The sequence below is a fragment of the Pseudomonas ficuserectae genome (assembly GCF_024584585.1).
GTDB classification, from domain to species: Bacteria; Pseudomonadota; Gammaproteobacteria; order Pseudomonadales; family Pseudomonadaceae; genus Aquipseudomonas; species Aquipseudomonas amygdali.
Genome location: NZ_CP085684.1, coordinates 4,056,460 through 4,077,534, shown reverse-complemented (window position 1 = coordinate 4,077,534; position 21,075 = coordinate 4,056,460). Strand labels below are relative to the sequence as shown.

The window sequence follows — 21,075 nt, the reverse complement described above, 5'->3', positions numbered from 1 at the left end:
CATGCGGTGTTCATTTGCGAACGTGCAGCCCTCGATGTGGTTTCGGTCTACGCAAGACAAGGTAAAGAAATAACATGGGCAGCATGCATCCCGTACAGGTTATCGCGGTGACCGGTGGCAAAGGTGGCGTCGGTAAGACTAACGTGTCAGTGAATCTTTCACTGGCCCTTGCCGAGCTTGGCCGTCGTGTCATGCTGCTGGACGCCGATCTGGGTCTGGCCAATGTCGACGTTCTGCTTGGGCTGACGCCTAAACGTACACTTGCCGATGTGATAGAGGGCCGTTGCGAGTTGCGCGACGTTCTGTTGCAGGGGCCGGGTGGGGTGCGTATCGTGCCTGCCGCCTCTGGCACCCAGAGCATGGTGCATCTGTCCCCGGCCCAGCATGCGGGTCTGATCCAGGCGTTCAGCGAGATTGGCGACAACCTTGATGTGCTGGTGATTGACACGGCTGCCGGTATCGGCGAATCGGTGGTCAGCTTCGTGCGCGCCGCTCAGGAAGTGTTGCTGGTGGTGTGCGACGAGCCCACGTCGATCACCGATGCCTACGCCCTGATCAAACTGCTCAACCGCGACTACGGCATGAACCGCTTCCGGGTGCTGGCCAACATGGCGCAGAGCCCGCAGGAAGGGCGCAACCTGTTCGCCAAACTCACCAAAGTGACGGACCGTTTTCTTGATGTCGCGCTGCAGTATGTAGGTGCCGTGCCGTACGACGAGTGCGTGCGCAAGGCCGTACAGAAACAGCGCGCCGTCTACGAAGCATTCCCGCGATCCAAATGTGCGCTGGCGTTCAAGGCCATTGCCCAGAAGGTTGATACCTGGCCGCTGCCAGCCAACCCGCGGGGTCATCTCGAGTTCTTCGTTGAGCGACTCGTTCACCAGACCAGTGCAGGGCCTGTGCAATGACTGCGAGCGGCTACCAGATGTACAGCAAGGCTTCCCGTAATTCGCAATACGAGTTGATCGAGCGTTATGCGCCATTGGTCAAGCGTATCGCTTATCATCTGCTGGCGCGCTTGCCGGCCAGCGTGCAGGTCGAGGATCTGATCCAGGCTGGCATGATCGGTCTGCTTGAAGTCTCCACCAAATATGATTCAACCAAAGGTGCGAGTTTCGAGACCTACGCCGGCATTCGCATTCGTGGTGCGATGCTGGATGAAGTGCGCAAGGGCGACTGGGCACCACGCTCAGTGCACCGCAATACCCGAATGGTCAGTGACGCAATTCGTGCAATTGAAGCTAAAACCGGCCGTGACGCTAAAGATCACGAGGTTGCGGCCGAACTCCAGTTGAGTCTTGATGATTATTACGGGATTTTGAATGACACCTTGGGCAGCCGCCTCTTCAGTTTCGACGACCTGCTTCAGGACGGCGATCACGAAGGGCTGCATGAGGATGGCGCAAGCGGTTCGCTTGAGCCGTCGCGCGACCTGGAAGACGAGCGCTTCCAGGCAGCGTTGGCCGATGCAATTGCCAATTTGCCAGAGCGTGAGCGTCTGGTGTTGGCGCTGTACTACGACGAAGAGCTGAACCTCAAGGAAATCGGAGAGGTTCTTGGGGTCAGCGAATCTCGGGTCAGTCAGTTACACAGCCAGTGCGCAGCTCGTTTGCGGGGGCGTTTGGGGGAGTGGCGAGCGCGTTGACGGCAGTGCGCGACGTTTGTCGTGTGTTGTCTGCATGCCGGCTGTGCAAAGCGTTACGTGGTAGCAGGATAGACGAGGCAAGGGCCTGTCGGGCAATGTCTCGATGGGCTTTAGTCGCAGTCTTGACTGTCGTTGTGCCAAGCCCGTCGTCGTTTCGTATAGCTGGGGGTGTGCTGTGCCAGTATTGAGTGAACAGCGTGTTCAGGTGCTGAACGCGTTAAAGACTGCTTGGAGGTCGAATTGGACAAGAACATGAAAATCCTCATCGTTGATGACTTCTCAACGATGCGGCGGATCATCAAGAATCTGTTGCGTGATCTGGGATTTACCAACACATCTGAAGCGGATGACGGTCTGACCGCATTGCCGATGCTGCAGAGTGGTGCCTTTGACTTTCTGGTGACGGACTGGAACATGCCTGGCATGACCGGTATCGACTTGTTGCGTCAGGTCCGTGCGGACGAGCGTCTCAAGAGCCTTCCTGTACTGATGGTTACTGCCGAAGCGAAGCGTGAGCAGATCATTGAAGCTGCCCAGGCCGGGGTGAACGGTTATGTAGTCAAGCCATTCACGGCTCAAGCGCTTAAAGAGAAGATCGAAAAGATCTTTGAACGCGTCAATAGCTGATGCATGCCGCGAGGGCGCTATGGATAACAATGATTCGATGGCCGACTTTGAGTCGACCTTAAAGAGACACGCGCAGGAACTCGTCACCAGCCTTGAAAAGGGCCGCTTCGGTGACGCTGTGCAGCTGATCCATGAACTCAACCAGACACGCGACCGCGGCCTTTATCAGGAAGTGGGCAAGCTGACTCGTGAGCTGCACAGTGCAATCGTCAACTTTCATATTGATCCGCACATGCCTCAAGCCGAGGAAGTGTCGCAGATCACCGACGCAACCGAACGCCTGTCGTATGTGGTGAGGCTGACCGAGAATGCGGCCAACCGCACTATGGACCTGGTCGAGGAAAGCACACCGCTCATGAGCGGTCTGAGCTCCGATGCCAAGGCATTGAGTGACGACTGGGGTCGTTTCATGCGCCGCGAAATCGGTGCTGAAGAATTTCGTGAGCTGGCCAAGCGGGTCGATGGTTTTCTGACGCGCACCGAGCAGGAGGCCGATAGGGTTTCCGGGCATCTCAACGATATTTTGCTTGCCCAGGATTACCAGGACCTTACGGGGCAGGTTATCAAGCGCGTGACGCAATTGGTTACGGAAGTCGAGAGCAATCTGCTCAAACTGGTGCTCATGGCCAGCCATGTCGATCGCTTCGCAGGCATCGAACATGACGAAGAATCCATCCTTGCTGAAAAAGATCCTAAAAAACATCTCGCCAAGGGTGAAGGTCCGCAGATTCATGCCGATAAACGTGAAGACGTCGTATCCGGACAGGATGATGTAGACGATCTGCTATCGAGCCTCGGCTTCTAAGATCTGTTGACGGTTAATTTTAGGGAGCACCCCATGAGCTTCGGCGCCGATGAAGAAATCCTTCAGGATTTTCTGGTAGAGGCCGGCGAAATTCTGGAGCAGTTGTCAGAGCAATTGGTCGAGCTGGAAAGCCGACCGGATGATGCTGATCTGCTCAATGCAATTTTTCGCGGTTTTCACACTGTAAAAGGGGGCGCCGGCTTCCTCCAGCTCCATGAGCTGGTGGAGTGCTGCCACATCGCCGAAAACGTGTTCGACATCCTTCGCAAGGGTGAGCGTCGCGTTGATTCCGAACTGATGGATGTGGTCCTGGAAGCTCTGGACACCGTCAACAGCATGTTCGGTCAGGTACGTGAACGGACTGACGTAACTGCGGCGACGCCAGAACTGCTGGCTGCGCTTTCGCGACTGGCCGAGCCACAATCTGCCGACGAAGTCGCGGCGCCCGAGCCCGAGCCGGTGGTTGAAGCCGAGGCTCCGGTTGCCGAGCAAGCGGCCAGCGATGACATTACCGATGATGAGTTCGAGCAACTGCTCGATTCGCTGCACGGCACCAGTCCGGTGTCTGCGGCACCATCAGCGGCACCTGCGGTCGCGCCAGCTGGCGATGAAATTACCGATCAGGAATTTGAATCCCTGCTTGATCAGTTGCATGGCAAGGGCAAGTTTGCGGCCGATGCTGTAGCCGCTCCAGCCCCGGCACCTGCTGCACAGAGCAAGGGTGCAGCGCCTGCCGGCGATGAAATCACCGACGACGAATTCGAAGCCTTGCTTGATCAACTGCATGGCAAGGGCTCGTTTGACGGTGCCATAGCCGCTACGGCTGCTGCTGCTGCTGCACCTGCACCTGCACCTGCACCTGCGGCCGTTGCTGCCAAGGCACCCTCTGCTGCAGCGGCATCGGACGAAATTACCGATCACGAATTTGAAAGCCTGCTCGACGAACTGCATGGCAAAGGCAAGTTCGAGCCTGATGCGGTCGTTGCCAAGGCACCTGCTCCGGCAGCTGCCATAGCTGCTGCTCCGCCACCGGCTGCCAAGCCTGCTGCGGCGCCTGCACCTGCGGTAAAGGCCGAGCCCGCCAAGCCTGCTCCAGCACCTGCACGCGCTCCTGCACCCACTGGTGAAAAGCCGGTTGCGACTGAAGCCGAAACCACGGTTCGTGTGGATACCGCCCGACTGGACGAGATCATGAACATGGTCGGCGAGCTGGTACTGGTACGTAACCGCCTGGTGCGTCTGGGTCTCAACAGCGGCGATGAAGCCATGTCCAAGGCGGTTTCGAACCTGGATGTGGTCACTGCCGACCTGCAGACCGCGGTCATGAAGACCCGTATGCAGCCGATCAAGAAAGTCTTTGGTCGCTTCCCGCGTCTGGTACGTGACCTGGCTCGCCAGCTCAAGAAAGAGATCAATCTGGAACTGGTCGGCGAAGAAACCGACCTCGACAAGAACCTCGTAGAGGCGCTTGCCGACCCGCTGGTCCACTTGGTGCGCAACGCGGTCGACCACGGTATCGAAACGCCGGAAGAACGCGAAGCCTCGGGCAAGTCCCGCGGCGGCAAGGTAATTCTTTCGGCAGAGCAGGAAGGCGACCATATCCTGCTGTCGATTTCCGATGACGGCAAGGGTATGGACCCCAACGTGTTGCGCTCGATTGCGGTCAAACGTGGTGTCATGGACAAGGATGCAGCCGATCGGTTGAGCGACACCGATTGCTACAACCTGATCTTTGCACCGGGCTTCTCGACCAAGACCGAGATTTCCGATGTGTCAGGTCGCGGTGTGGGCATGGACGTGGTTAAAACCAAGATCTCCCAGCTCAACGGCTCGATCAACATCTACTCGACCAAGGGCCAGGGTTCCAAGATTGTCATCAAGGTCCCGTTGACCCTTGCGATCATGCCGACCCTGATGGTGATGCTGGGCAACCAGGCTTTTGCCTTCCCGTTGGTCAACGTCAACGAAATCTTCCACCTGAACCTGTCCACTACCAACGTGGTTGACGGTCAGGAAGTGGTGATCGTACGTGACAAAGCCTTGCCGCTGTTCTATCTCAAGCGCTGGCTGGTCAGTTCGGCGGCTCATGAAGAGCAGCGAGAAGGGCACGTTGTGATCCTGACGGTAGGCACCCAGCGCATCGGCTTCGTTGTCGATCAACTGGTCGGCCAGGAAGAAGTGGTTATCAAACCGCTGGGCAAGATGCTGCAAGGTACGCCAGGCATGTCGGGCGCCACCATCACCGGTGACGGTCGCATCGCCTTGATTCTCGATGTACCCAGCATGCTCAAGCGTTACGCCGCACGGCGTATCTGAACCCGGGGGTGCGGGCAGCCTGGCTGCCTGCAACACCTATTGGAGTGTTTATGGCAGTCAAGGTCCTGGTGGTGGATGATTCCGGTTTTTTCCGCCGCCGTGTTACGGAAATTCTTTCTTCGGACCCCAACATTGTAGTGGTTGGCACCGCCACCAACGGCAAGGAAGCGATTGAGCAGGCGCTGGCGCTCAAACCTGATGTCATCACCATGGACTACGAAATGCCGATGATGGATGGCATTACGGCAGTTCGTCATATCATGCAGCGTATCCCCACCCCGGTATTGATGTTCTCGTCGCTGACGCACGAAGGTGCGCGCGTGACGCTGGATGCTCTGGACGCCGGTGCCGTGGATTTCCTGCCCAAGAATTTCGAAGATATCTCGCGCAACCCGCAGAAGGTCAAACAACTGCTGTGTGAGAAGATCAACAGCATTTCGCGCAGTAACCGCCGTTCAAGCGGGTTTGGTGCGGCCAGCGCTGCATCGGCGGCTGCACCGGCAGCGCCGACGTCGTCCAGCCGTGCACCTGCGCCCACCGCGCCAGCCCGTGCCGTGCCGACGCGCACTGCAGCGCCTGCCACGGCCCCTGCGGCTCATGCTCACCATGCTCCGGCACACCCGACCACCTCAGGCACGCCCAAGCGCAAGGCATACAAACTGGTGGCCATCGGCACCTCAACCGGTGGTCCGGTTGCGTTGCAACGGGTACTTACCCAGTTGCCAGCCAGCTTCCCGGCACCGCTGGTGCTGATTCAACACATGCCTGCAGCCTTCACCAAGGCCTTTGCCGAGCGTCTCGACAAGCTGTGCAAGATCAGCGTCAAGGAAGCAGAGGACGGCGACGTTCTGCGCCCTGGTCTGGCGTTGCTGGCACCGGGCGGCAAGCAGATGATGGTGGATGCGCGCGGTACGGTGAAGATTCTGCCGGGTGACGAGCGCCTGAATTACAAACCTTGTGTAGATATCACCTTTGGCTCTGCCGCCAAGTCCTACGGTGACAAGGTGCTGTCGGTGGTGTTGACCGGCATGGGTGCCGATGGCCGTGAGGGCGCGCGCCTGCTCAAGCAGGCGGGCAGTACCGTATGGGCGCAGGACGAAGCGAGCTGCGTCATTTACGGCATGCCGATGGCAATCGTCAAGGCTGAGCTTGCAGATGCGATCTACAGTCTGGATGACATAGGTCGCCACCTGGTAGAGGCCTGTCTCTGATGGATGTACTCAGTCTTATCGGCCTGATCCTGGCGTTTGTCGCGATCATTGGCGGCAACTTTCTTGAAGGCGGACACCTAGGTGCGTTGCTCAATGGCCCGGCAGCCCTGATTGTACTGGGCGGCACACTGGGTGCGTCGCTGTTGCAGTCACCGATGAGCGCGTTCATGCGTGCCATGAAAATCATCCGCTGGATCATTTTCCCGCCTCGTATCGATCTGCCCGGCGGTGTCGACCGGGTGATCGGCTGGAGCATGACCGCCCGCAAGGAAGGCTTGCTCGGTCTGGAAACGGTCGCCGATTCCGAACCTGACAGTTATGCCCGCAAAGGCTTGCAACTGTTGGTCGATGGTGCCGAACCTGCAGCGATCCGGAGCATTCTTGAAGTGGATTTCATCACTCAGGAAACCCGCGATATTCAGGCTGCCAAGGTATTCGAAAGCATGGGCGGCTATGCGCCGACCGTGGGCATCATCGGTGCGGTAATGGGTCTGATTCACGTCATGGGTAACCTGGCCGACCCGAGCCAACTGGGCAGCGGGATTGCGGTGGCTTTTGTTGCCACCATTTATGGCGTTGCAATGGCCAACCTGATTCTGCTGCCGGTGGCCAACAAGCTTAAAGGCATTGCCCACCGTCAGTCGCGTTACCGCGAAATGCTGCTTGAAGGCTTGCTGTCCATCGCCGAGGGTGAAAACCCGCGCTCCATCGAACTCAAGCTGCAAGGCTTCATGGAGTAACAGCGCATGGCTCGCCGACGTCAGGCCGAAGAACACGAAAATCATGAGCGCTGGCTGGTGTCGTATGCCGACTTCATTACCCTGCTGTTCGCGTTTTTCGTGGTGATGTACTCGATTTCCTCGGTCAATGAAGGCAAATACAAGATTCTGTCCCAGGCACTGGTTGGCGTATTCAACGATACCGAGCGCACTATGAAACCGATCCCTATTGGTGAGCAGCGCCCGGTCTCGGTAAAGCCCGCCGAGCCGCTGGTCAAGGACAGCGAACAGACCGATGCCGGAATTGGCCAGGCTTCTGATGATCCGCTGCAGACCATCGCTCAGGATGTTCGCGATGCGTTCGGCGACCTGATCAAGTCCGATCAGATGACGGTGCGCGGCAACGAGTTATGGATCGAGATCGAACTCAACTCCAGCCTGTTGTTCGTCAGCGGCGACGCCATACCCAGCGACAAGGCCTTCACGATCATTGAAAAGGTTTCCGGAATCGTCAAACGCTTCGACAATCCCATACACGTTGAAGGCTTCACTGACGACCAGCCGATCAGCACTGCGCAGTTTCCGACCAACTGGGAACTGTCTTCGGCTCGATCTGCCAGCATTGTGCGCATGCTGGCGATGGACGGTGTCAATCCAGCGCGACTGGCCTCTGTGGGCTACGGTGAGTTTCAACCGATCGCGCCCAATACCACTGCCGCCGGACGCGCCAAGAACCGCCGCGTAGTGCTGGTCATCTCGCGAAATCTGGATGTGCGTCGCAGCCTGACCAGTTCAGGGTCGGCCAATATGCAACCGGATGCCGCACTGAGGCGTGCTGGCACACAAACTGCACCGGTGCCAGCAAAGCCGCCGGTACGTGCGAACGCCGTCAATTCTCCGTCACCTGCCCCCTAACATCGTATCGGTATGGTCGTTGCTGTACGCAAGGAAAAACATCAATGAGAGTCTGGGCAGTAGCCAACCAGAAAGGTGGAGTCGGAAAGACCACCACGACCATCGCCCTGGCCGGCCTGCTGGCCGATGCAGGCAAGCGTGTGGTCGTGGTCGATCTGGACCCCCACGGCTCCATGACCAGCTATTTCGGGCATAACCCGGACGAACTGGAACACAGTGCCTTCGATCTGTTTCTCCACAAGGGTGCGGTTCCGGAGGGGCTTCCGGGCCAATTGCTGCTGCCGACCAGCGACCAGCGTATCTCGCTGATACCCTCCAGCACGGCGCTGGCCACACTGGAGCGTCAATCCCCTGGCCAGAGCGGCCTGGGCCTGGTGATCGCTAAAAGTCTGGCGCAGTTGTGGCAGGATTTTGACTATGCGCTGATCGACAGTCCGCCGCTGCTGGGCGTTCTCATGGTCAATGCGCTGGCGGCTAGCCAGCAGTTGGCGATACCGGTACAGACCGAGTTTCTGGCTGTGAAAGGCCTGGAGCGTATGGTCAATACCCTGACCATGATCAACCGTTCGCGCAAGGTGCCGTTGCCTTACACCATCGTGCCGACCTTGTTCGACCGTCGTACTCAGGCGTCGATGGGCACATTGAAATTATTGCGCGACAGTTTTCCCGATCATGTCTGGCAAGCCTACGTGCCGGTTGACACGCGGCTGCGCGATGCCAGCCGTCTGGGGCTGACGCCGTCGCAGAATGACAGTAAGAGTCGCGGTGTGATTGCTTATCGGGCATTGCTCAAGCATATGCTCGCCGAGCAGCTCAATGCTCAGGTGGCCTGACGTGAACGTCCATTCTTTCTACACAGTTTGCTCAAGTGATGCCTCAATGCGGCCGATAACTCTATCAGGTTGCACCTGCTCCATTTTTTGTTGGGCCCCGGTATGAACCGCCCTGTAGAAGTAGCAACACGACCCAAGCTGGCGTTGCAGTCCTATCTGGACGCATTGCTGTACGACGCGACTGAAGTGCTTGAAGAGCCTGTCAGCAGCATCGATGAATTTCAGGCGGCTGTGCTCGAAGAGCAAGCCTTTGATGCGCGGATGCAAGCGCAGATCAAACCGCTGGCGGTTGCGGTGGCCGCGCCGGCTCCGGTGGCTGTAGCGGTAAAGGTTGAAGCGCCTGCGCCGGTGATTGAAGTCGCTCCGGTGATTGTTGCCGAAGTGGTGAAGGTTGAAAAAGCAGTTTCGACCGTTGAGCTGGTCGAGCCGGTCGCTGAGTTGAGCACACTGGTGACCCAGCGCACGCCGACGCCGCCGCCTACCAGTGATGGTCGCCCGGCATGGGCCGCCGAGCCGTTCGAATGCCTGTTGTTCGACGTGGCCGGGCTGACGCTGGCAGTGCCGCTGGTATGCCTGGGGTCGATTTACCCGCTGGCAGGGCAGGAGCTGACGCCACTGTTCGGTCAACCGGACTGGTTTCTCGGGATCCTGCCTTGCCAGGCGGGCAACCTGAAAGTATTGGATACCGCGCGCTGGATCATGCCTGATCGATACCGCGACGATTTTCGCCAGGGATTGCAGTACGTGATTTCGGTGCAGGGATACGAGTGGGGACTGGCGGTGCATCAAGTCAGCCGTTCGTTGCGTCTTGATCCGAATGAGATCAAATGGCGCACGCAGCGAGGTCAGCGCCCATGGCTGGCGGGCACGGTTATCGAGCACATGTGCGCGTTGCTGGATGTTGCAGAGTTGGCCGAGCTGATAGCCAGTGGCGCGGTCAAGCAGTTGAATAAGTCGAAATAATCATGGGTCGATGCCAGTGGCATCACCTGCAAAGAACACACGTGAGGGGTTGGGGTTATGAATAAGTCGTCTGCACAAGGTTCCGAAGATCCTATCCTGCAATGGGTTACGTTCCGCCTGGACAACGAGTCCTATGGCATCAACGTGATGCAGGTGCAGGAAGTGCTGCGCTACACTGAAATCGCCCCGGTCCCGGGTGCGCCAAGCTACGTACTGGGCATTATCAACCTGCGCGGTAACGTGGTCACCGTGATCGATACCCGTCAGCGCTTTGGTCTGGCTCCGGTTGAAGTCAGCGACAATACGCGTATCGTGATCATCGAAGCCGACAAGCAAGTGGTCGGGATTCTGGTCGACAGCGTGGCTGAAGTGGTTTACTTGCGTCAGTCTGAAGTCGAAACTGCGCCAAACGTGGGTAACGATGAGTCGGCCAAATTCATTCAGGGCGTTTGCAACAAGAACGGCGAACTGTTGATTCTGGTTGAACTGGACAAAATGATGTCCGAAGAAGAGTGGTCCGAACTGGAGAACATCTGATTGATCTTTGAGGTAGCTGTCGTCTTCCTGGGCATTCTCTGGGTAGTCACCCTGTTTATGTTCCTGGCCCATACCAGGCGTCAGCGCAAGCTCGATGCCGAGCGTGATGAGGCGGCTGCCTTGCGTGATCAGCGGATCAAGGAGTTGGCCAGACGCCTGGACAACTACCAGAACGGCACGGTGCGCATGGGCGAAGCGTTGCACGAGCTGCGTGCCATCGTTGCGCCGTTGCCGGACAAGCTCACTGCACTGGAACAGCGCGATCCCTCCACGCTGTCCTTTGCCCAGGCTGCACGCCTGGTCGGCATGGGTGCCAGCATCGATGAGCTGACCCAGTCCTGCGGCCTGACCCAGGCCGAAGCGCAACTGATGACCAAACTGCACAGCAATACTGCGAGCTAGTTTCTCTTCGGTACACGCCTGCGCTGCCCATTCAAGATCGGACGCAGAGCATCCAGAACTGCAACGATAATCTCAACTATCGTGCGACGCTCTGCGTCGCATGCCGCTCTGGACGCTCTGCGTCCGATTTTGAGTATGATTCTCGTGTCAATCACTCTGCATTGGCATGCTCTTCTTAACGCTTGGCGTTGCAAATTTCCGGTGCGGCAGAACATCATGCCTTACCTGTTAATGCTGCCATACAGTGCTTTTTTATCGCGATGGTACTGACGACGCAGAGTGCGACGTTAGTGACGGCTGAGTCCTGGCGCTGATCCGGGGGTAGCCTGGCAGGACGCCAGGCTAGCCGCACCGGGCCATGGATGGCCCGTTGCGGCGCCCCCCGGATCAGTGACAGGGCGAAGGAACCCGACGAAGTCGGGCCGGAAACAGGAGCGAGGGGGTTTGGTTACTTTGGCCCGTCAAAGTAACTCGCCGAGGGGCGAAAAGGTGACCTGAGTCGAACCCCAATCCATCTGACATCGCAGAACCACCGTGCAAAGCGGAGCCACGGTCAGCGCCGGTCTTACTGCTCGTCCAGCGCAAACTCGGTCAGACAGAACGTCGGGATCTTCAGGTCGTTAAGACGCTTGGAGCCACCCAGTTCCGGCAGGTCGATGATCGCAGCGGCTTCATGTACCTCGGCGCCCATGCGGCGGATGAGGTTGGCGGCGGCGATCAGCGTGCCTCCCGTCGCGATCAGGTCATCGAACATGATGACTGAGTCACCTTCGCACAGACTGTCGGCATGCACTTCCAGATACGCTTCGCCGTATTCGGTCTGATAGGCCTCGGAGAGTACGTCGGCGGGCAATTTGCCTTGTTTGCGAAACAGCACCAGCGGCTTGTTGAGTTGATACGCCACCACCGAACCAATCAGAAAACCACGCGCGTCCATGACGCCGATATGGCTGAAATCGGCTTCTATATAGCGCTGCACGAAGCTGTCGATTACCTGACGGGTAGCCTTGGGCGACTGAAAGAGGGGAGTGATGTCGCGAAAGACCACGCCCGGCTTGGGAAAGTCTATGACCGGGCGTATCAGGGACTTGAAGTTCGATTGATCGAAAGTCATCAGGGGGATCCATGGCAGGTTTGGCCGATAGTTTAAGCCGACCCGCCACAGATCGCACGTATCAGCTTTGCATTGCGCCGCCCGCCAGCGAGCACAGCTCGATCGGGGCGAGGATATGAATCTCTTTGCCTTCTGCAGCAATCAACTGGTTTTGCTGGAACCGGGTGAATACCCGCGACACCGTCTCGACGGCCAGGCCCAGATGATTACCTATTTCGTTGCGCGACATGCTCAGACGAAACTGATTGGCCGAGAAACCTCTGGCCCGGAAGCGCGCAGACAGATTGATCAGAAACGTGGCAATACGCTCATCGGCGGTCTTCTTCGACAGCAACAGCATCATTTGCTGATCTTCGCGGATCTCGCGGCTCATGACGCGCATCAACTGGCGACGCAGTTGCGGTAACTGCACCGACAGCTCATCCAGGCGTTCAAATGGTATTTCGCACACTGAAGTGGTTTCCAGTGCCTGCGCCGAGACCGGGTAAGCCTGGGCGTCCATGCCTGACATTCCGACCAGTTCGCTGGGCAGATGAAAGCCGGTGAGTTGTTCTTCGCCGTTGTCACTGATGTTGAAGGTTTTCAGCGCGCCAGAGCGTACTGCATAGACCGACTCGAAGGTATCTCCCTGACGGAATAGAAACTCGCCTTTTTTCAGCGGACGGCCCCGTTTGACGATCTGGTCAAGGCAGTCCATGTCTTCCGTGTTCAACGAGAGGGGCAGGCAGAGTGGAGCGAGACTGCAATCCTTGCAGTGGGCCTGGTTTTGAGCGCGCAACTTTACTGGCTCGGACATCACTTAATTCCTTGTGGGAAAACACACATAAGCCGTAAGGGTACCTCACCCTTGCTTGTCGGGGCCAGCCTACAAAGCCCTCTGTACCATCAAGGTTCCAGAGCGGCTGCCGATAAGCCTGTATTCCCTCGGATGAACCAGGATGCCTTGGCATGTCAACGACACTTCCGTTGATCAACAGTATTACGATACGTACTGCGACCTCGCAGATTACGTACAGCAGCCAGACCAGCGAAAGCAGCGTCGAGACGCCTGCCGGTGAGGCAAAGGGCGTTGAAGTCAATCTGTCGTCAGCAGGCAAGGCTGCCGCTGCGTCGTCTTCCAGAAATGCCGATATCGAGCAGAGCGGCCTGCCGGCTTCCGTGCAGAAGATCCTCAAGGCTATTCGCGAGCTTCAACGCAGGATCGCGGAAACCATGGAGCAGATCCAGAAGGCTCTGAAGGACCCGAGTCTGAGTCTTGAGGAGCGCCGCACCAAGGCCGCGGCGCTACAGACCGTGCTCACCACATTGCAGGCGCAGGTGAGCAATTCCACGGCCGATTTGTCGTCGCTGATGAACAGCCTGAACTCCAGCGACGCCGACAAGACCAAGGCGGGCATGCTGGTTCTGGCCAAAATGTAGAACCAGGCCGCTGCTCATATCACCTGGGAGAACTGCTGCCTGTTCTGCCGGGTCAGGTACGCATCGAAGACCATGCACACAGCACGCACCAGCAACCGGCCTGCCGGTTTCACTTCAATTCCCGCGGCGCTCAACGCAATCAGCCCGTCCTCCGCCATGCCAAGCAGTTGTGGCCATGCGTCGCTGAAATAGTCTCTGAAATCGATGGAGAATGCTTTTTCAATCTCGGCGAAATCCAGCATGAAGTGGCAGATCAACTGCTGAATGACTGCGCGTCTTATCCGGTCGTCATCGCTGCACATCAGCCCTCGTCTGGTTGCTGGCTGGTCGCTGTCCAGCAGCCTTTGATAGTCGCTCAGGTCGCTGCTGTTCTGACTGTACAGCTCGCCAATCTGGCTGATGGCCGAGACGCCCAGCCCGATCAGATCACAGTGACCATGCGTGGTGTAGCCCTGAAAATTGCGTTGCAGGGTCAGGTCTTCCTGGGCGATAGCCAACTCATCGTCGGGCAGGGCGAAATGGTCCATGCCGATGTAGCGATAACCGGCGTTGCCCAGTTGCTCGACGGTGCGCTCGAGCATGAGCAGTTTGCTCCGGGCATCCGGCAGTTCGGCCGTGTCGATGCGCCGCTGCGGCATGAAGCGTTCCGGCAGGTGGGCGTAGTTGAACACAGACAACCGGTCGGGCTGTAATTCGATGATTTCATCCACTGTGCGGCTGAAGGCTTGCGCGGTTTGTCTGGGAAGGCCGTAGATCAGGTCGATATTCACAGAACGAAACTGCAGCGTGCGGGCGGCTTCGACGATGGCGCGGGTTTCCTCCAGGCTTTGCATGCGGTTGATTGCCCGTTGCACGGTCGGGTCCAGGTCCTGCACGCCAAGGCTGACCCGGTTGAAACCCAGCTCGCGCAGCAGGCCCATGGTCGACCAGTCCGCTTCGCGAGGGTCAATCTCGATGCCATAGTCGCCGGAGTCATCTTCCAGCAAATTGAAATGCGCGCGCAGCTGCGCCATCAACCGACGTAGTTCAGCATGACTCAGGAAGGTCGGCGTGCCGCCACCCAGGTGCAGTTGCTCCACCACCTGGCCGGGTGCCAGGTGGCAGGCGAGCATCTGTATTTCGTGTTCGAGCCGCTGCAGGTAAGCCTGGGCGCGTCCGCGGTCCTTGGTGATGACCTTATTGCAGGCACAGTAGTAACAAATGTTCGCGCAGAAGGGCAGATGCACATAGAGCGACAGCGGGCGCAACGCCTTGCGGCTTTCCCGCAGAGCATGCAACAGGTCAAATGCGCCTATTTGTGTGTGAAGTTGCACTGCTGTCGGATAGGACGTATAGCGCGGTCCTGCCACATCATAGCGATGGATCAGGTCTGAATCCCAACGAATGGCGTCAAGCATGCGCACGTTTCCCGGTCAGGCTGGCGATGGCGCGAGCATACGCAGGCGCTCAAGGGCGTGCGTTGACGTAGATCAAACGGGGTGAGCTGCCCGGCCTCAGTGCCCCATCAGCCAATGCTGATGCGGCCCCGGCAAGGTCCAGAGGCCAAACACGATTACCAGCAACCCTCCGGCCATGCGAACACCTCGTTTGCGCAGCAGGACAGTGGTGCGCTCGGCGGCAAGTCCGGTGGCCAGCAGAACGGGCCAGGTGCCCAGCCCGAAGGCCAGCATCAGCAAGGCGCTATGGAGAGGATTGCCCTGGCTGGCGGCCCAGAGCAGGGCGCTGTAAACCAGCCCGCAGGGCAGCCAGCCCCACAGCGCGCCGAGCAACAAGGCGCGGGGCAGGCTGGACACCGGCAGCAAGCGGCTGGCCAGCGGTTGCAGGTGTCGCCACAGGCCTCGGCCCAGGCGCTCGATATGCGTCAGCCCGCTCCACCAGCCAGCCAGATACAGCCCCATCACGATCAGCAACACTGCGGCGATGACCCGCATACCCGTTGCCAGCGGACTTTGCGCGACTGCCCAGCCGACCAGCCCGGAACCCAGGCCAGCAACCGTGTAACTGAGAATGCGCCCAAGGTTATAGGCCAGCAGCAGCCGGAATCGACGGCTGCGCTGTTCCTTGGGAATGGCCAGTGTCAGCGCTCCCATGAGGCCGCCACACATCCCCAGGCAATGGCCGCCGCCCAGCAGCCCGAGAATGAGCGCCGAGAGCAGCGTCGAAGCAAGTTCAAACATCGTGTTTCTCGTCAGCGCCAGGCCGTTGCTGTTCTGGCCGGGCATGATCCACTGACGGCGGATCATCGAACAATATGCTGTGCGCCGGGCCTTCCATATCGTCGTACTGGCCGCTGTCCACCGCCCAGAAGAACACGTAGATCGCGACACCCACCAGCAGCAGCGCAGCAGGGATCATGATGTAAAGCGCGGGCATGAAACCTCCGGGGCAGGTTGTGACGTCAGGGCGCGGCGCGGCATGCGGGTCAGGCGCAAGGCGTTGAGCACTACGGTCAACGAACTGAGCGACATGCCGATGGCCGCCCATACCGGGGTGATCCAGCCCAGTGCCGCGAATGGCAGCATGAGGCCATTGTACAGGCTGGCCCAGAGCAGATTTTCGATAATGACCCTGCGCGTACGTCGGGCCAGATTCAGTGCGTCGATCAGCACCGGCAAACGGTTGCACAGCAGCACGGCGTCAGCGCTGGTTTTTGCAAGATCGGTGGCCGAGCCCATTGCCACACTGATGTCGGCAGCGGCCATGATCGGGACGTCATTCACCCCGTCACCGATCATCAGCACCTTGCGTCCCTGAGCCTGAAGTTGCCGCAGCACCTCCAGCTTGTCGTCCGGGTGCATACCGCCACGCGCTTCGTCTATCCCCAGCGCCTGCGCGACACTGGCGACCATCGGTGAGCTGTCTCCGGACAGCAGCAGCGTTTTCCAGCCTCGTGCCTTGCAGGCTTGTAACAAGGTGCCGGCATCGTCGCGCAGTCGATCGTCGAGTACCAGCCAGGCCAGCGGCCCTTGCGCATCGCCCAGCAATAGCCACTGGCCGGACTCATCGGTGATCACCGGCGGTTCAGTGCCGCTCGGCGCACAGACGAACGGCGCCTGGCCGATGCGCAGCAGTTTCCCGTCAACACGTCCTTCCAGCCCTAGCCTCGGTGTGCTGTGCACCTCTTCGGCGGCCCTTGACGCTCGACCAAAGGCGCGGGCAATAGGGTGCTCGGAACGGTTTTCCAGCGCCGCCGCCAGCTCAAGACAGCGGCTGGCGTCCAGTTCGCGTAGCGGGTGAATGCTGCGCAGCGCCAGATGTCCCTCGGTCAGGGTGCCGGTCTTGTCGAAGATGACTGTGTCGATCTGATTCAGGCCCTCCAGTACATGACCTCGGGTCAGCAACAGACCAAGCTTGTGCAGCGTGCCGGTGGCTGCTGTCAACGCGGTCGGTGTCGCCAACGACAGCGCGCAGGGGCAGGTGGCAACGAGTATTGCCAGGACAATCCAGAATGCACGGGATGCGTCGATTTGCCACCAGACAACGCCGATCAGCGCCGCCGCCATCAGCGAAAACAGTAGAAAGGTCTGTGCAGCCCGGTCGGCGATCTGCGCGAGACGGGGCTTCTGCGCCTGAGCGCGCTCGAGCAGGCGGACAATGGCCGAAAGACGGGTTTCCTGACCCAGCGCCGACACGGCAATGGTCAGCGGACTCTCGACATTCAACGTTCCTGCGGTGACCGCATCGCCCGCGCTGCGCACTTGTGGCAGGTACTCGCCGGTCAGCAGTGACTCATCGATACTGGAATGACCTTCGAGGATCCTGCCGTCAGCCGGGATCACCGCACCGGGGCGCACCAATATACGATCAGTCAAACGCAGTTCGCTGAGCATGATGCGCTGGCTCTGGCCATCGTCACCAAGGCGCAGGCATGAGGCAGGCAGCAGGTTGACCAGCTGCGCCGTGGCTGCCGCTGTGCGCTCGCGGGCGCGGCGCTCCAGGTAGCGTCCGGCCAGCAGGAATAATGCAAACATGCCTACCGCATCGAAATACAATTCGCCAGCGCCGGTGACCGCAGTCCAGATGCCGGCGACATAAGCCGCGCCTATTGCCAGCGACACCGAGACGTCCATCGTCAGTTGACGGCTGCGCAGGTCGCGCAACGCGCCGCGGAAGAACGGTGCGCAACTGTAAAACACGATCGGAGTGGTCAGAAACAGAGCCACCCAGCGCAGGATGGTGTGCATCTGCGGGCTGAGGTCGATGTTGAACTCCGGCCAGGTGGCCATGGTTGCCATCATTGCCTGAAACCACAGCAGACCAGCGACACCCAGTTGCCGCAAGGCCAGACGGTTTTCACTTGCCAGACGTTCGGCGGCGCGATCGGCCTGCCAGGGGTGAGCGACATAACCAATTGCGTGCAGCTCGCTCAGCAACTGACTGAGGGCAAGCTGGTCGCCGCGCCAGCGTACGTTCAGGCGATGGGTGGAGAGGTTCATGCGCGCTTCGGCCACTGCGGGCAAGCGGCTCAGGCGTTTTTCGATCAACCAGCCGCAGGCTGCGCAACTGATGCCCTCGACAAGCAAAGTGGCTTCTGACAAATCGCCTTCGTGGCGCACGAAAGGAGCCTGTACTTCAGGGCGGTCGTAGAGTGCCAGTTCCTCGATCAATTGCGTGGGCAGACTTTCCGGGTTGGCCGAAGCCTCGCTGCGATGGTGGTAGTAGCTTTCCAGACCGCTGGCGACGATGGCCTCGGCCACCGCCTGACAGCCGGGACAGCACAGCTTCCGGGGTTCACCGAGTACAACCGCCGTGAAACAGTCACCGACTGGAACGGGCAGGCCGCAGTGGTAACAGCACATTGGAGTGGCGGGGGGTAGCGTCGCCATGTTCAGTCTTTCCGGCGTTGCGCAGCTTGCAGGGGTTCGTCGCCCAAGGTCAGGTCAGCAGCGTCGACCTGCTCTTCTTCGAACAGACGCCAGGTCTGGTCGCCTTCGACACCCAGCAGTTCCACAAAGCGCCGACCCTTGACCCGGTCTTGCAACTGCCCGATGTAACGGCCCGGTTCAGACGGGCTGCGGGTCATGAACACACGGCGATCACTGGCAGGGCGCGTCGGCGAAATAAGGTTCAACTCCAGACGCTCCGGGTTGCTGTTGCCGCTCAGGCGCAGCTCGACTTCGCCGGTCAACTCGTCCAGATGTACACGGGCGTGCAGTTTGAGGTTTTGCGCAAGCACTTCCCGATTCAGCGAGCGATTGATGCCTTTGCCGGCCTCGTAGTAATTATCGGTAACCAGCGGGTCAGGGTTGGTGACTGCAATGAACACCATCGACAGACTCAACGTCACCGAGCAGGTCAGAATGGCGATGATGATCCATGGCCAGAGGTGCCTGTACCAAGGGCTTGCAGCAGTCGCAACGGGCATGACGGTGCTCTTAACGAAGAGGTGGGCCGATGAAACGGCTTTTGGTGTCGACATGTGTGTCGCTGTCGATGCCCTTGAGGGTAAAGGTGACTTCGTTGCTGTGTGCCGGGAGTTTTTCCGGCGCGCTGGACAGCTCCACCGGCAGACTGACGATCTCGCCTGCCGGGACGTTTATTTCCCGACGGCCCTGCAGTTTCAGGTCGGGCAGGCCGCTGGCTTCCAGCACATAGTCATGATCCACCTGATCCTTGTTCATCACTTTCACGGTGTAGACGTTTTCGATACGGCCTTCGGCGTTTTCCCGAAAAAGCATACGGTCCTTGCTGACCTCCAGACCCACCAGCCCACGCATGCAGAAGGCCGCGATCAGCAGCCCGATCATCAGCAACAGAACCAGTGCATAACCGATCAGGCGCGGGCGCAAGGTGCGGGTGCGCTGCCCGGACAGATTGTGTTCGGTGGTGTAGCGAATCAGGCCGCGAGGGTAGTCCATCTTGTCCATGACTGTATCGCAGGCATCGACGCACGCCGCACAGCTGATGCATTCCACCTGCAGGCCGTCACGAATGTCGATGCCGGTTGGGCAGACCTGAACGCACATCGTGCAGTCGATGCAGTCACCCAGCCCCAGTGCCTGAGGATCAGCCTCCTTCTTGCGCGGGCCTCGGGTTTCGCCACGATTCGGGTCGTAGGAGATGATCAGCGTGTCCTTGTCGAACATCACGCTCTGGAACCGCGCGTAGGGGCACATATAGATGCACACCTGCTCGCGCAGCCAGCCTGCATTGAGGTAAGTGGCCAGGGTGAAGAAGCCGACCCAGAAATACGCCCAGCCATCCGCTTCGCCCGTGAACAGATCAATGCACAAGTCGCGAATGGGAGAGAAGTAACCCACGAAGGTCATGCCCGTGGCAAAACCGATCAGCAGCCACAGGCTGTGCTTGGCGAGCTTGCGCGCCAGTTTGCCGGTGCTCATCGGGGCATGGTCAAGCCTGATACGCTGGTTGCGATCGCCCTCGGTGACTTTCTCGCACCACATGAACATCCAGGTCCAGACGCTTTGCGGGCAGGTGTAGCCGCACCATACCCGTCCGGCATAGACCGTGATGAAGAACAGCCCGAAGGCTGCAATGATCAGAATGCCGGACAACAGGATGAAATCCTGCGGCCAGAACGTCGCGCCGAAGATGTAGAACTTGCGTTGCGGCAGGTCCCACCAGACCGCCTGGTGCCCACCTTTATTGAGCCAGACCGTGCCGAAAAAGATAAGCAGCAACACGGCACCGCCCAGCATGCGCACATTGCGAAACAGACCTTTGAACGCGCGGGTGTGGATTTTCTGGCGCGAGGCATAGAGGTCGATGAATTCGCCGCTTTTTTCAGATGGCGGTGTGATGTCGTGTACTGGAATCTGGTTGCTCATTGATGGGTCCAGCGGCGGTGGAGTAGCCCGGGCCGATACAGGTCAGGCACGTTTACATCCGCGTTCAACGTGGCGCACGTGAATAAACGGCCGCTTCTTCATTCAACTGGCTGACCCAGGGGTTGAGCAGCGCGACCCCGCACGACTGAAAGTCGATTGTGTTGCGTGTGACCACGGTCATGCCATGCACCAGCGCAGTAGCCGCGATCACCGCATCGCATTCGCTGCGCGGGTCGGGGACATGCAGTTGGGCGCAGCGCCTTGCGACCTGAGTGTCGACTGTCAGGATACGCCCGGCGAACGCTTTCAATACATGCTGCTCAAGCCACATTCGCAATGCTGCGCTCTGTGCCGGGTCGCGGCGTTCGATACGCAGGATACCTGTTTCGAGCTCAAGAATCGTTATGGACGAGATGAACAGGCTGGACGCCATCTGGGTTCGCGACCAACGGAGCACGTTCGCATCGGCGTTGCGTTTTCTGAGTTCGGACACCACGTTGGTGTCGAGCAGGAACATCAGGACAGATCAACCTGTCGGGGCGTGATCACGGCGCGCTGAGGCTCGAACTCGATATCGATGTCAGTGGGCATTATCAGCATGTCGGCGATGCTTGCCGCACTGCCGGTCAGCTTCAGGTAATCCTCGATGCAAAGCAGCACATGGGCCGGGCGGCCGCGATCGGTAATGAACACCGGACCTTCGTTAGCCGCTTTCTTGGCCCCGCTGGTGTCCTGATTGAATTCACGGCTGGAGAGGGTAGTGGGCATGTGCGCGACTTCC

At 59.1% G+C, this 21,075-nt stretch carries 23 protein-coding genes; 13 read left to right on the top strand and 10 right to left on the bottom strand.

What is annotated here, in order from left to right; all coding sequences use genetic code 11:
* Positions 1-74 precede the first annotated feature (74 nt).
* The 12 genes from fleN to LJU29_RS17850 all read left to right on the top strand — a co-directional run bounded on the left by fleN (position 75) and on the right by LJU29_RS17850 (position 10,973).
* Positions 75-908 (top strand): flagellar synthesis regulator FleN, encoded by an 834-nt coding sequence (gene fleN, locus LJU29_RS17905; protein WP_003412391.1) that lies wholly within the window; start codon positions 75-77, stop codon positions 906-908.
* Positions 905-1,645: an RNA polymerase sigma factor FliA gene (fliA, locus tag LJU29_RS17900; protein ID WP_002554271.1), complete on the top strand. Its 741-nt coding sequence runs from the start codon at positions 905-907 to the stop codon at positions 1,643-1,645. Before fleN ends, fliA begins: the two co-directional genes overlap by 4 nt.
* A 252-nt stretch (positions 1,646-1,897) precedes the next feature.
* Positions 1,898-2,272: a chemotaxis response regulator CheY gene (locus tag LJU29_RS17895; protein WP_011169086.1), complete on the top strand. Its 375-nt coding sequence runs from the start codon at positions 1,898-1,900 to the stop codon at positions 2,270-2,272.
* Between the two features lie 19 nt (positions 2,273-2,291).
* Positions 2,292-3,077: a protein phosphatase CheZ gene (locus tag LJU29_RS17890; RefSeq protein ID WP_002554269.1), complete on the top strand. Its 786-nt coding sequence runs from the start codon at positions 2,292-2,294 to the stop codon at positions 3,075-3,077.
* Between the two features lie 33 nt (positions 3,078-3,110).
* Positions 3,111-5,393 carry a chemotaxis protein CheA gene (locus tag LJU29_RS17885; RefSeq protein ID WP_257111010.1) on the top strand — a complete coding sequence of 761 codons (2,283 nt, stop codon included), beginning with the start codon at positions 3,111-3,113 and terminating at the stop codon, positions 5,391-5,393.
* 50 nt (positions 5,394-5,443) lie between these two features.
* Positions 5,444-6,604, top strand: a complete 1,161-nt coding sequence (locus LJU29_RS17880) for a protein-glutamate methylesterase/protein-glutamine glutaminase (RefSeq protein ID WP_005754723.1) — start codon at positions 5,444-5,446, stop codon at positions 6,602-6,604.
* The gene (locus LJU29_RS17875; protein ID WP_002554266.1) at positions 6,604-7,344 is read left to right on the top strand and encodes a flagellar motor protein; all 741 of its coding nucleotides are present in this window, start codon (positions 6,604-6,606) and stop codon (positions 7,342-7,344) included. Before LJU29_RS17880 ends, LJU29_RS17875 begins: the two co-directional genes overlap by 1 nt.
* A gap of 6 nt (positions 7,345-7,350) precedes the next feature.
* Positions 7,351-8,238 carry a flagellar motor protein MotD gene (gene motD / locus LJU29_RS17870; RefSeq protein WP_257111009.1) on the top strand — a complete coding sequence of 296 codons (888 nt, stop codon included), beginning with the start codon at positions 7,351-7,353 and terminating at the stop codon, positions 8,236-8,238.
* Between the two features lie 44 nt (positions 8,239-8,282).
* On the top strand, positions 8,283-9,071 hold the full coding sequence (locus LJU29_RS17865) for a ParA family protein (protein ID WP_002554264.1): 789 nt from the start codon (positions 8,283-8,285) through the stop codon (positions 9,069-9,071).
* 102 nt (positions 9,072-9,173) lie between these two features.
* On the top strand, positions 9,174-10,034 hold the full coding sequence (locus tag LJU29_RS17860; protein ID WP_005754721.1) for a CheW domain-containing protein: 861 nt from the start codon (positions 9,174-9,176) through the stop codon (positions 10,032-10,034).
* A gap of 57 nt (positions 10,035-10,091) precedes the next feature.
* The gene (locus LJU29_RS17855; protein WP_003370201.1) at positions 10,092-10,571 is read left to right on the top strand and encodes a chemotaxis protein CheW; all 480 of its coding nucleotides are present in this window, start codon (positions 10,092-10,094) and stop codon (positions 10,569-10,571) included.
* The gene (locus tag LJU29_RS17850; protein ID WP_004644274.1) at positions 10,572-10,973 is read left to right on the top strand and encodes a DUF2802 domain-containing protein; all 402 of its coding nucleotides are present in this window, start codon (positions 10,572-10,574) and stop codon (positions 10,971-10,973) included.
* Positions 10,974-11,538: 565 nt separating this feature from the next.
* Here LJU29_RS17850 and LJU29_RS17845 read toward each other — a convergent pair.
* Both LJU29_RS17845 and fnr read right to left on the bottom strand, forming a co-directional pair.
* Positions 11,539-12,087: an adenine phosphoribosyltransferase gene (locus tag LJU29_RS17845; RefSeq protein WP_002554260.1), complete on the bottom strand. Its 549-nt coding sequence runs from the start codon at positions 12,085-12,087 to the stop codon at positions 11,539-11,541.
* A 61-nt stretch (positions 12,088-12,148) separates the two neighbouring features.
* Positions 12,149-12,883, bottom strand: coding sequence for a fumarate/nitrate reduction transcriptional regulator Fnr (fnr, locus tag LJU29_RS17840; RefSeq protein ID WP_054995642.1), 735 nt, complete (start codon positions 12,881-12,883; stop codon positions 12,149-12,151).
* Between the two features lie 152 nt (positions 12,884-13,035).
* Here fnr and LJU29_RS17835 point away from each other — a divergent pair, with 152 nt between their 5' ends.
* Entirely contained in the window at positions 13,036-13,506 is a 471-nt protein-coding gene (locus LJU29_RS17835; protein ID WP_005754717.1) for a hypothetical protein, read from the top strand.
* Between the two features lie 14 nt (positions 13,507-13,520).
* On the opposite strand, the gene hemN is transcribed toward LJU29_RS17835, so the two are convergent.
* From hemN to LJU29_RS17795, 8 genes are all read right to left on the bottom strand, one after another.
* Positions 13,521-14,903, bottom strand: a complete 1,383-nt coding sequence (hemN, locus tag LJU29_RS17830) for an oxygen-independent coproporphyrinogen III oxidase (protein ID WP_005754715.1) — start codon at positions 14,901-14,903, stop codon at positions 13,521-13,523.
* 96 nt (positions 14,904-14,999) lie between these two features.
* Positions 15,000-15,683 carry a sulfite exporter TauE/SafE family protein gene (locus LJU29_RS17825; protein ID WP_057453700.1) on the bottom strand — a complete coding sequence of 228 codons (684 nt, stop codon included), beginning with the start codon at positions 15,681-15,683 and terminating at the stop codon, positions 15,000-15,002.
* Positions 15,676-15,879 carry a cbb3-type cytochrome oxidase assembly protein CcoS gene (ccoS, locus tag LJU29_RS17820; protein ID WP_002554255.1) on the bottom strand — a complete coding sequence of 68 codons (204 nt, stop codon included), beginning with the start codon at positions 15,877-15,879 and terminating at the stop codon, positions 15,676-15,678. Before ccoS ends, LJU29_RS17825 begins: the two co-directional genes overlap by 8 nt.
* Positions 15,858-18,332 (bottom strand): heavy metal translocating P-type ATPase, encoded by a 2,475-nt coding sequence (locus LJU29_RS17815; RefSeq protein ID WP_257111008.1) that lies wholly within the window; start codon positions 18,330-18,332, stop codon positions 15,858-15,860. The genes ccoS and LJU29_RS17815 overlap by 22 nt, the downstream gene beginning before the upstream one ends.
* A gap of 2 nt (positions 18,333-18,334) precedes the next feature.
* Positions 18,335-18,871 carry a FixH family protein gene (locus tag LJU29_RS17810; protein WP_005754708.1) on the bottom strand — a complete coding sequence of 179 codons (537 nt, stop codon included), beginning with the start codon at positions 18,869-18,871 and terminating at the stop codon, positions 18,335-18,337.
* Between the two features lie 10 nt (positions 18,872-18,881).
* Complete coding sequence (gene ccoG, locus LJU29_RS17805; RefSeq protein WP_005754706.1) at positions 18,882-20,294, bottom strand: cytochrome c oxidase accessory protein CcoG; 1,413 nt, start codon at positions 20,292-20,294, stop codon at positions 18,882-18,884.
* A 64-nt stretch (positions 20,295-20,358) separates the two neighbouring features.
* On the bottom strand, positions 20,359-20,811 hold the full coding sequence (locus LJU29_RS17800) for a type II toxin-antitoxin system VapC family toxin (RefSeq protein ID WP_257111007.1): 453 nt from the start codon (positions 20,809-20,811) through the stop codon (positions 20,359-20,361).
* On the bottom strand, positions 20,811-21,062 hold the full coding sequence (locus LJU29_RS17795; RefSeq protein WP_003370228.1) for a type II toxin-antitoxin system prevent-host-death family antitoxin: 252 nt from the start codon (positions 21,060-21,062) through the stop codon (positions 20,811-20,813). Before LJU29_RS17795 ends, LJU29_RS17800 begins: the two co-directional genes overlap by 1 nt.
* Positions 21,063-21,075 lie beyond the last annotated feature (13 nt).